Annotated in this window: 10 protein-coding genes; 5 read left to right on the top strand and 5 right to left on the bottom strand. The window is 73.2% G+C overall.

The genetic code is table 11. The features are described from left to right. Nucleotides 1–11: 11 nt before the first annotated feature. Complete coding sequence (locus ACFTZL_RS12545; protein ID WP_382580854.1) at nucleotides 12–548, bottom strand: peptidoglycan-binding protein; 537 nt, start codon at nucleotides 546–548, stop codon at nucleotides 12–14. A gap of 304 nt (nucleotides 549–852) precedes the next feature. Between ACFTZL_RS12545 and ACFTZL_RS12540 the strand changes: the two genes are divergently transcribed. Then, the gene (locus tag ACFTZL_RS12540) at nucleotides 853–1,884 is read left to right on the top strand and encodes a DUF5954 family protein (RefSeq protein ID WP_382580852.1); all 1,032 of its coding nucleotides are present in this window, start codon (nucleotides 853–855) and stop codon (nucleotides 1,882–1,884) included. On the opposite strand, the gene ACFTZL_RS12535 is transcribed toward ACFTZL_RS12540, so the two are convergent. Further along, on the bottom strand, nucleotides 1,881–2,288 hold the full coding sequence (locus tag ACFTZL_RS12535; protein WP_382580850.1) for an SRPBCC family protein: 408 nt from the start codon (nucleotides 2,286–2,288) through the stop codon (nucleotides 1,881–1,883). The genes ACFTZL_RS12540 and ACFTZL_RS12535 overlap by 4 nt on opposite strands. 128 nt (nucleotides 2,289–2,416) lie before the next feature. Here ACFTZL_RS12535 and ACFTZL_RS12530 point away from each other — a divergent pair, with 128 nt between their 5' ends. Then, entirely contained in the window at nucleotides 2,417–2,821 is a 405-nt protein-coding gene (locus ACFTZL_RS12530) for a VOC family protein (RefSeq protein ID WP_382580848.1), read from the top strand. Here the strand turns inward: ACFTZL_RS12530 and ACFTZL_RS12525 are convergent. Together ACFTZL_RS12525 and ACFTZL_RS12520 are read right to left on the bottom strand one after the other, a co-directional pair. Next, complete coding sequence (locus ACFTZL_RS12525; RefSeq protein ID WP_382580846.1) at nucleotides 2,801–3,490, bottom strand: helix-turn-helix domain-containing protein; 690 nt, start codon at nucleotides 3,488–3,490, stop codon at nucleotides 2,801–2,803. The genes ACFTZL_RS12530 and ACFTZL_RS12525 overlap by 21 nt on opposite strands. A gap of 29 nt (nucleotides 3,491–3,519) precedes the next feature. Beyond that, nucleotides 3,520–4,455 carry an AraC family transcriptional regulator gene (locus ACFTZL_RS12520; RefSeq protein WP_382580845.1) on the bottom strand — a complete coding sequence of 312 codons (936 nt, stop codon included), beginning with the start codon at nucleotides 4,453–4,455 and terminating at the stop codon, nucleotides 3,520–3,522. Nucleotides 4,456–4,536: 81 nt separating this feature from the next. Between ACFTZL_RS12520 and ACFTZL_RS12515 the strand changes: the two genes are divergently transcribed. Continuing rightward, nucleotides 4,537–5,382: an NmrA family transcriptional regulator gene (locus tag ACFTZL_RS12515; RefSeq protein WP_382580843.1), complete on the top strand. Its 846-nt coding sequence runs from the start codon at nucleotides 4,537–4,539 to the stop codon at nucleotides 5,380–5,382. Nucleotides 5,383–5,416: 34 nt separating this feature from the next. On the opposite strand, the gene ACFTZL_RS12510 is transcribed toward ACFTZL_RS12515, so the two are convergent. Next, nucleotides 5,417–6,583 carry a YihY/virulence factor BrkB family protein gene (locus tag ACFTZL_RS12510; protein ID WP_382580841.1) on the bottom strand — a complete coding sequence of 389 codons (1,167 nt, stop codon included), beginning with the start codon at nucleotides 6,581–6,583 and terminating at the stop codon, nucleotides 5,417–5,419. Between the two features lie 52 nt (nucleotides 6,584–6,635). Here ACFTZL_RS12510 and ACFTZL_RS12505 point away from each other — a divergent pair, with 52 nt between their 5' ends. Both ACFTZL_RS12505 and ACFTZL_RS12500 read left to right on the top strand, forming a co-directional pair. Further along, complete coding sequence (locus ACFTZL_RS12505) at nucleotides 6,636–8,270, top strand: acyl-CoA dehydrogenase family protein (RefSeq protein ID WP_382580839.1); 1,635 nt, start codon at nucleotides 6,636–6,638, stop codon at nucleotides 8,268–8,270. A 258-nt stretch (nucleotides 8,271–8,528) separates the two neighbouring features. Continuing rightward, entirely contained in the window at nucleotides 8,529–9,806 is a 1,278-nt protein-coding gene (locus ACFTZL_RS12500) for a GAF domain-containing protein (RefSeq protein WP_382580837.1), read from the top strand. Nucleotides 9,807–9,828 lie beyond the last annotated feature (22 nt).

Here is a 9,828-nt window from a genome sequence, read left to right as displayed (position 1 = left end):
CGTCCGGGCACTCAGCCGACGATGCGGTAGTGCGCGTTCTTCCAGGGCCCGACGTTCTTGAGCTTCACCTGGTACTTGCCGCCCACGCGCTTGAAGTTGACGTTCCGCGCGTCGCCCTTGTACTGGACGATGTTGCCCGGGAGGCTCTGCAGCCGGGTCTGGGCGAAGTCCCAGCTCTCGCTGACGACGGTGCCGTCGGTCTCGGGGAGGTTGTGCCGGCTCTGCCACCACTGCGTGGCCGACTCGGTCTCCGGCCCGAACGAGCCGTCGATCTGGCTCTTCTTGAAGGGCCGCCACTCACCCTCGTCGTCCTCCCACAGGGCGCCGTCCGCCCACAGGACGGTCTCCCACAGGGCGATGGCGTTGCCCTTGGCGTAGGCCTCGACGCCGAGGTTCTCCTCGTCCTCCCAGTCGTTGGTGACGGCACCGCCGCCGTCGATGCCGAAGTAGGGCGCGGCGTTCGCGGCCGGTGCCAGGGCGATCCCGGTGGCCCCGCCCCCCAACAACACGGCCGTCACCATCGCCATGGCCCGATTGCGCATGCTCATGCGGTGTTCCTTTCCGAACCGCCGTCCCCCGCGGGTCACCCCTGGGGCGGCTCGTCTCGTTTGGCACGGCACAGCGTCACGTCCGGCACCCGGACGGGGCGAGCCTTCCCGGCGTTCACGGACCGCCCAGGGACGGCTCACGCGCCGGGCGGCGGTGTCCCGGCGGAGCGTGGGACGCTCGGGGCCTCCGTGGGCCGGGCTGGGACGGAAGGCGGTGCCATGGCATCCGCGCCGGTTCCCAACAACAGGCTTTGTTGCGTCGCCCGGCCTCCTGCGCCCTCCTCCCGGCCAGGACATTGCGTGCATGGATGATGACTGGCAGCAACAGATCGACGCTCTCCAGGAGGAGTTGGTCCGCCGCGACGACCCCGCCGCCTGGGTGCGGGAGGCCGACGCGATGGACGCCTCGCGGCGCTATCCCGCTCTGTCGCTGCGCGGGCCGGTCTTCGGGGTCGCCGCGCAGGATCCCGCGGTCGGGCCTCAGTGGCGGCTGCTGAAGCCGGTGACGGACGGCATGCCGCAGATGGCCCGGGACGGGCTGCACTCGCACCTGTGGTTCACGGCCAAGGACGACACCGACGACCCGGCCGTCCGGCGCGAACTGCTGGCCGCCGTCGCGGTGATGGAGCGCGAGCCGGTGAACGAGGTGGAGGTGTGCGGCGTGCGCTACCGGGTCGTACGCGGCGACGAGTTCGCGCGCTGCGACGACGACGGTCTTGAGCCGCCGCGCCCCACCGATCTGGAGCCGGTGCGGCGGTCGTGGGACAAGCGGGCGAAGGACACCGCGTCCCCGGACATCGGCTTCGTCCTCGACCCGGCCCGCCCGGACGGCCTGGCGGCGGGCGCGCTGCGGCTGGGTCTGAGCGACTTCGCGTACACGGGCGCCCGTTTTCCCTCCGACGTCCGCGAGGACTCCGAGCGTGCGGTGGCCACGCACCCGGACCCCGTGCTGCTGCCCACCGGATTCGGCGTGGTCGAGCAAGGCCGCCACGGCTGGCAGCCCTGCGGCACGCTCATGGCCACGCCCCACGACGTCCGGCGTCTGCTCTACAACGGCATGTCCGAGATCTGGGCCATGCTGTACCGGTACGACGAGACCAAGAAGGCGAAGTACGCGCGCGCCGCCGAGGAGTACAAGGCGCTCGACCGCGCCGATGAGTTCCGTTTCGACGACCGTCTCTTCCGGATCTGCCGCGTCGAACGTTTTCTGCGCATGGGGCCCGGCGGACCGGAGGGCCCGCGGCCGTCGGACATCGACGAGTACGGCCCCATGAAGATGCACCCGACGATGGACGAGGACGGCACCATCCACCACGAGTCGGAGGCGACGGGCTAGGAGCGTTCCATCAGCCGCTTGAGGGCGGTGAGGTCGGCGGCGACCGCCTCGGCGTCGCGGCGGAACTCCTCGTCGCTCATGCCGGGCCGCCGGCGCAGTGTGAACACCACCTCGCAGCCGGGGCCGTCGGTGATCACCCGCATCGGGTTGTGCACGGTCTGCCCCGAGGGCAGGGTGACCTCATGGTCGAGCACGCCGAACTCGTTCCTGGGCGTGAACACGACCACAACCCGCCCCATGGGAGACTCCCCCACCCACTGGCCGTCCACGCGTTCTATGGAGCGGGCCAGCCCGGGAGCCCAGCCGGGGACGTTGACGGGATCGGAAACGTAGTCGTAGACCTCCTGGGCAGGGCGGTCGATGGGGATGCCCAGGTGCCGGGATCGCTGTGTCGTGGTCGTCATGGCGGCGACGTTACGGGGCCGGCCGGGGGTGGTCTTGAAAGGATCGGACAGGGGTGCGGGTGCGGGTGGGCGATCCGGTGTCCGTTTCCTTCAAGACCGGCCGCCCCGGGCCTGCCTACGGTGGCCCCATGACCGCACGATTCGATGCCATCGGCCTGGTCGTCTCCGACATGGCCGCCTCCGTCGCCTTCTACCGCCGGCTCGGGTTCGCCTTCCCTGAAGGCGCCGAGAACCAGCCGCACGCCGAGGCCGAACTGCCCGGCGGGCTCCGGCTGCTGTTCGACACCGAGGAGACGGTCCGCTCCTTCCTCCCCGAGTGGGAGCCGCCCGCCGGCGGGGGCCGCACCTCGCTGGCCCTGCGGTGCGACGGTCCGTCGGAAGTGAACGCGTTGTACGAGGAGCTGGTGGGCTCCGGGTACCACGGCGAGCTCAAGCCCTGGGACGCCTTCTGGGGACAGCGGTACGCCGTGGTGCTCGACCCGGACGGCAACGGGGTGGACCTGTTCGCCCCGCTAGCCTCGTCCGGCGAGTAGCTCGCCCAGCGGCAGACCCGCCAACTCCCTGACATCGCGGGCCAGATGGGCCTGGTCGGCGTATCCGGCCCGGGCGGCCGTGTCCGCGAAGGGCACACCGCCCCTGGCCAGTGCGAGGGCGCGGCGCAGCCGCAGGATGCGGGCCAGGGTCTTGGGGCCGTAGCCGAACGCGGCCAGGGAGCGGCGGTGCAACTGGCGTGCGCCCAGGCCGAGTTCGTCGGCGGTCACAGCGACCGGGCGGCCCGTGTCGAGGGCGGTGACGACCTGCCGCAGCACGGGGTCCGGGGGTTCGGCACCGGCCGCCTGCCGCAGCGCCACGTCCTCCAGGCCGCTCGCCGGGTCGGGGGCCGCGTTCACGCGGTCGGCCAGGCGGCGTACCTCCGAGACCGGCCACAGGTCCGCCAGCTCGACGCGGCGGTCACGCAGCTCGTGCGCCGGTACGCCCAGGAGCGTGGGAGCCGTGCCCGGGTAGAAGCGCACCCCGGCCCAGGCACCGGCCTCGCCGCCCGTGAGGTACGCGTGAGTGTCGGGCCCGGCGACCAGCAGCCGCCCTTCGTGCCACAGCAGGTCCATGCACCCGTCGGGCAGCACACGCCCCACCCCGTCCCGGCCCGGGGTGTTGGTCCACACGACCGCTCCCGCCAGCCGCGACGCCCACTCCACGTACACATGTGCCAGGCTACGCCGCCCGTGCCCGGTCACGCCGCCCGTGCCCGGTACTCCACCGGGCTCACCCCGTACACCCGCTTGAACGCCGTCGACAGGGCGAACGCGCTGCCGTAGCCGACGCGGCGGGCCACCGCGTCGAGCGTGTCGTCGGAGTCGCGCAGACGGTCGGCGGCGAGGGCGAGGCGCCAGCCGGTGAGGTACGTCATCGGGGGTTCGCCCACCAGGCCGGTGAAGCGGCGGGCGAGCGCGGCGCGGGACACTCCCGCCTTGGCGGCGAGGGAGGCGACGGTCCACGGGTGGGCGGGGTCGTCCTGGAGCAGGCGCAGGACCCCGCCGACGACGGGGTCGGCGAGGGCCCGGTACCAGGCGGGGGCCTCCGCCTCCGGGCGGGCGAACCAGGCCCGCAGCGCGGCGATGACCAGCAGGTCGAGCAGCCGGTCCAGGACGACCTCCTGGCCCGGCTCGTCCCGGACGATCTCCTCGGCGACGTACGGCGTGAGCGGGCAGGCCCATACGTCGGCCGGGAGGGTGAGCAGCGGCGGCAGGGCGTCCAGCAGCCGTCCGCTGACCTCGCCCTGCATCGGGTACGTGCCGATCAGCATCACGGTGGCCCCGTCGAGCCGGTCGCCCCAGGTGCGGACGCCCAGGTCCATGGAGCCGTTGAGGGGCCGTCCGTCGGGGTAGCGGCACTCCTGGTCCGGCAGGATCAGCGCCTGCGGGGCCGTACCGGGGTCGTCGGCGCAGGTGTACGGGTCCGGGCCGCGGGCGATGGCGAGATCCCCGGCCCGCAGCCGGGCCCGTTCGCCCCGGTCGGGCACGACCCAGGCCTCGCCGCGCACGACGAGCATCACGGTGAGCGGGGCCCGGTCCTCCACGCGGACCGCCCACGGCGGGTCGAAACACGCCCTGATCATGAACGCGCCCCGGGCGCGGGGGCCGTCCAGTAGCCCTGCGACTGCGTCCATGGGGCCAGCGTAGACGCGGGCGTATGGGAATGAGCCGTTCAGCGATGGTTCCGTGCCGTGTACGGCAGTTGACTCGACGGCATGACGAACACGACACGGAACACGCAGAGCATGACGGTTGTGGTGACGGGCGCCTCGGGCCGCACGGGGAGCCGGGTGGCGCGGGCCGCGGAGGCCGCGGGACTCACGGTGCGGGCCGCGTCCCGGGCGACCGGCTTCGACTGGTGGGACCGCTCGACCTGGGCGGCGACCCTGCGCGGCGCCGACGCGGCCTATCTCGCGCACCCCACGGACGTCGGCGCGCCGGGCGCCGCCGAGGCGGTCGGGGCGCTGGCGCGCGAGGCGGTCGGGCTCGGGGTGCGGCGGCTGGTGCTGCTGTCCGCGCGGGGCGAGGACCAGGCCCTGCCGACCGAGGAGGCGCTGCACGCCTCGGGGGCGGACTGGACGGTCGTACGGGCCGCGTGGTTCGCGCAGAACTTCAGCGAGGGCCCGCTGGTGGCGGAGCTGCGGGAGCGCGGTGAGCTGGTGTTCCCGGCCGACGAGGTGCGGGAGCCGTTCCTCGACGTGCGGGACATCGCGGACGTGGTGGTGAGCGCGCTGACGGGCGGCGAGCGGTACGTGGGCCGGACGCTCACCCTGTCCGGGGCGCGGCTGCTGACCTTCGGGGAGGCGGTCGCCGAGATCGCCGGGTCGACGGGGCGGCCGCTGACGTACCGGGCGGTCTCCACCCGGGACTACGGCGAGGCGATGGTCGGCTTCGGGCTGCCACCGGAGGAGGTCGCGGCCATGACCGGCATCTTCGACACCCTCCTCGACGGCCGCAACGCGCACCTCGAGGACGGCGTACGGGAGGTCCTGGGCCGTGCGCCGCGTGCCTTCACGGACTTCGTCCGGGAGGAGGAGGCGGCCGGAACCTGGAAGCCCTGACGCCGGCCCGGAGGCCGCGGCGAGGACACGTCCCTCACTGCTCGGAGGGTGGCCGCGCCTCCCCGTCGGCCTCGCTCTTCTTCGCGTGGGTGCTCTTCACGTGGGTGCTCTTCACATGCGTGCGCAGGCGGGCCGAGACATCCTCCGGGGGGAGGAAGCGGGACCAGCGTTCCGGGAACTCGGAGGGCATGTCGGGGTCGGCCTCCCCCGCGGCGGCGGCGCGGGCCACGTACTCGGCGACCTGCGCCTGCCGCAGCCGCTCGTTGGCCTCGCGGGCCGCGGCCGTGGCGGCGGCCGGCCAGACCCGGTCGATGGCGGCGTTGACCGCGGCCCCGACCAGCACGGCGAACGCGGACACACCGATCCACAGCAGCACGGCGACGGGCGCGGCCAGGGAACCGTAGATCGTGGGGCCCTCGACCGTGCTGGTCAGGTAGATCCGCAGCAGGAAGCTGCCCAGCACCCACATGCCGAGGGCGACGAGCGCGCCGGGCACGTCCTCGATCCACGGGGAGCGGACGGGGACGGACACGTGGTACAGGGTCGTGAGGAAGGCGATCGACAGCAGGATCACCACAGGCCAGTACAGGACCTGCACGACCGTCGTCGACCACGGCACGATCCGCACCACCGCGTCCGGTCCGGCCACCATCAGCGGCAGCGCGACAGAGCCGATCAGCAGGGCCACGATGAACAGCGCGAAGGCCAGCAGGCGGGTCTTGACGATGCCCCGGACGCCGTCGAGGCCGTACATGACGGTGATGGTGTCGATGAAGACGTTCACGGCGCGGGAGCCGGACCACAGGGCGAACAGGAAGCCGATGGAGATGATGTCGGGCCGGCCGCCCTTCACCACGTCGTGCAGGATCGGCTCGGCGATCTCCCTGACGCCCTGGTCGGAGAGCACCGTGCGCGCGGCCTCCAGGATGTTGGCCTGGAGGCTCTCGATGGTGTCGGCGCCGGTCCAGGCGTCGACGTAGCCGAGCAGTCCGATCATGCTGAGCAGCAGCGGCGGCACCGACAGCAGCGTGAAGAACGCGGCCTCGGCGGCCAGGCCCAGGATGCGGTACTCGATGCAGGAGTTGACGGTGTCCTTGAGCAGCAGCCAGGCGGTCCTGCGCTTGGATACGTTCCGGTAGAGAGCCCGCGCCCGGTGGAGGCGTCCGGAGGGTGTGTCGGGGGTTTCACTTGCTGGCTGCACCCCCTAACGGTATCCGTCGCGCCCGACCGCACTCACCCGGTAGGTTCGCACCATGGCTGGCAGCACCCACTCCGTGAGCAACCAGGTCCCGCCGCTGGTCGGGTACGACGTCTTCGCGGCCGACCGGGCCCTCACGGCCGGGGTCGAACGGCATCTGGATCCGGATCTGCTCGACGAGGTGTTCGGCGAGCTGTCGGCGCTCGGACGGGCCTCCGGCTCGGCCCAGGTGCAGGAGTGGGGAGCGCAGGCCAACGAGAATCCGCCCCGGCTGCGCACGCACGACCGGTACGGCGAGCGGATCGACGAGGTCGAGTTCCATCCGTCCTGGCACCGGCTGCTCGGCAAGGGCGTCTCGGCCGGTCTGACGGCGGCCTGGGGCCGACCGGGCGGGCATGTCCGGCGGGCGGCCGCCTTCCTCGTGTGGACGCAGGTCGAGGCCGGCAACGGCTGCCCCTTGTCGATGACGCACGCGGCGGTGCCCGCCCTGCGCACGGACCCGGAGCTGGCCGCCGAGTGGGAGCCGCGGCTGACGTCCATGGTCTACGACCGTGAGCTGCGGCCCGCCCACCTGAAGGCCGGCGCGCTGTTCGGGATGGGCATGACGGAGAAGCAGGGCGGCAGCGACGTCCGGGCGAACACCACCTCCGCGCGGCCGCTCGCCGAGGACGGGACGTACCAACTGACCGGGCACAAGTGGTTCTGCTCGGCGCCCATGTCCGACGGCTTCCTGGTGCTGGCGCAGGCTCCGGGCGGGCTGACCTGCTTCCTGGTGCCGCGCGTACTGCCGGACGGGACGCGCAACGTGTTCCTGCTCCAGCGGCTGAAGGACAAGCTCGGCAACCGGTCGAACGCGTCCAGCGAGGTCGAGTTCGACGGTACCTGGGCCCGCCGGGTCGGCGAGGAGGGTCGGGGGGTGCGCACCATCATCGGGATGGTCGCGGCGACCCGGCTCGACTGTGTGCTGGGCTCGGCGGGGCTGATGCGGCAGGCCGTGGCGCAGGCGGTGCACCACTGCACCCACCGCGAGGCGTTCGGCGGGAAGCTCGTCGACAAGCCGCTGATGCGCAACGTCCTCGCCGATCTCGCCCTGGAGTCGGAGGCGGCGACGACTCTGGCGATGCGGCTCGCGGCCGCCTACGACGACGGCGGCGAGCAGGAGCGGGCGCTGCTGCGGATCGCGGTGCCGGCCGCCAAGTACTGGGTGACCAAGCGGTGCCCGCCGGTGGCGGTGGAGGCGGCGGAGTGCCTGGGCGGCAACGGGTACGTCGAGGAGTCCGGAATGCCGCGGCTGGTGCGGGAGTCGCCGCTCAACTCGGTCTGGGAGGGCGCGGGCAATGTCCAGGCCCTCGATGTGCTGCGGGCGTTGCAGCGGGAGCCGGGCGCGCTGGACGCGTATCTGCGGGAGGTCGGGAAGGCGCGCGGCGCCGATCACCGTCTCGACGGGGCCATCAAGAACCTGCTGACCGAACTGGCCGATCTGGAGGGCGTGGAGGGGCGGGCGCGACGGCTGGCGGAGCGGCTCGCGCTGGTGCTCCAGGGGTCGCTGCTCGTCCGGTTCGCGCCGCCGCAGGTGGCCGACGCGTTTTGCGCCGCTCGGCTGGGCGGCGACGGGGGCGCGGCCTTCGGCACGTTGCCGCACACGCTGGATCTGGCGGCGGTGGTGGAGCGGGCGCGTCCGGTCTCCTGACCTGGTGTTCCGATCCGCTTGCGCGGGAGCGGGGGTGGTGCTGCGCCGACACGGCACCACCCCCGCCGCACTGGCCCGTTCGAGCCATCGAACGCCGCTCGGGACGGCGCCGCTCAATTTTCAGCCACGGCCGGGCCGTCCACCAGGGTTGCAGCGGGTTGCAACTTGATGCCGACTGTGTGCGGACTGTGCGCGTCCGTCAGGGGCAGACGACACTATGAGACGGACAGTCAGAAACGGCTCCGGGGGGACACGCCGATGGACGTCACGCAGCTCGCCGCCGTGAACGCCACGCGGGCGGCCCGGGTACTCGACGAGGTCCGTTCCGCCCGGCTCGCCGGGCAGCCCGCGCCCGTGGCGCCGCGGCCGGTGATCGAGCAGTCCTGGGAGCGGATGCTGCGCAGCGGCGTCGACCCGGACCACGACTTCCGGGCGGGGCTGCTGCCCCTCGAGGAGGTGCGGCGGCGGCGCGAGACGTCGGCGCTGCGCCATGTGCTGCCGGTGCTGCGGGAGGGGCTGCTGGCGGTCGCGGACATCGCCCACCACATCATGGTGGTCGCCGACGAGGACGGCCGGGTGCTGTGGCGCGAGGGCAGCGCGCCGGTGCTGCGCAAGGCCGACGGGCTCGGGTTCGAACTCGGCGCGGACTGGCGCGAGGACGTCGTCGGCACGAACGGTCTGGGCACTCCGGCCGTGGTGCGCCGGCCCGTCCAGGTCTTCGCCTCCGAGCACTTCGTGCGCTCCCAGGCCGGCTGGACCTGTGCCGGCGCTCCCCTGACGGATCCGCGGGACGGCCGGCTGCTGGGCGTGGTGGACGTGAGCGGGCCGCTGGAGACGATGCACCCGGCCACGCTCGCCTGGGTCGACTCGGTGGCCAAGCTCGCCGAGGCCCGGCTGCGGGAGATGCACACGGAGTCGCTGGAGCGGCTGCGCGCGGTGGCGGCGCCGGTGCTGGCCCGGCTCGGCGGGCGTGCCCTGGTGGTCGACCCGGACGGCTGGACCGCCGCGGTGAGCGGAATGCCGTACACGCGGCGGGTCGCCCTGCCGAAGTCGCTGTCGGCGGGCCCGCGATGGCTGCCGGCGCTCGGGCGGTGCTCGGTGGAGCCGCTGGCCGGGGGCTGGCTGGTGCGGGCGGCCGCGGACGAGCCGGTGCCGCGCGGGGCGACCAGGATCGTGCTGGACCTCAGACAGGCGCGCAGATGGTCGGTCGAGGTCTCCGGGGGCGCCGGGTCCTGGGCCCGCGAACTGAGTCCCCGGCATGCCGAGTTGCTGTACCTCCTCGCCGTCCACCGCACCGGCCGCAGCGCCTCGGGCCTGGCCGGTGACGTGTTCGGCGACCCGGCCCGCACGGTGACGGTGCGTGCCGAGATGTCGCGGGTACGGCGGTATCTGGGGGCGTTACTGGAGCACCGGCCGTACCGCTTCGCCGAGGAGGCCGAGGTCGAGATGCTGCTCCCGGCCGACCCGCGCGATCTGCTGCCGTACTCGACGGCACCGGCGGTGCGCGGGCTCCGTAGGTCCGCACCGGCCCCCTGAGGTTCACCGGACGTGCCGACCG

This window comes from Streptomyces sp. NPDC056948, from assembly GCF_042674225.1.
Classification (GTDB): domain Bacteria; phylum Actinomycetota; class Actinomycetes; order Streptomycetales; family Streptomycetaceae; genus Streptomyces; species Streptomyces purpurascens.
The sequence above is the reverse complement of the archived record's forward strand: the minus strand, read 5'-3'. Positions and strand labels throughout refer to the sequence as shown.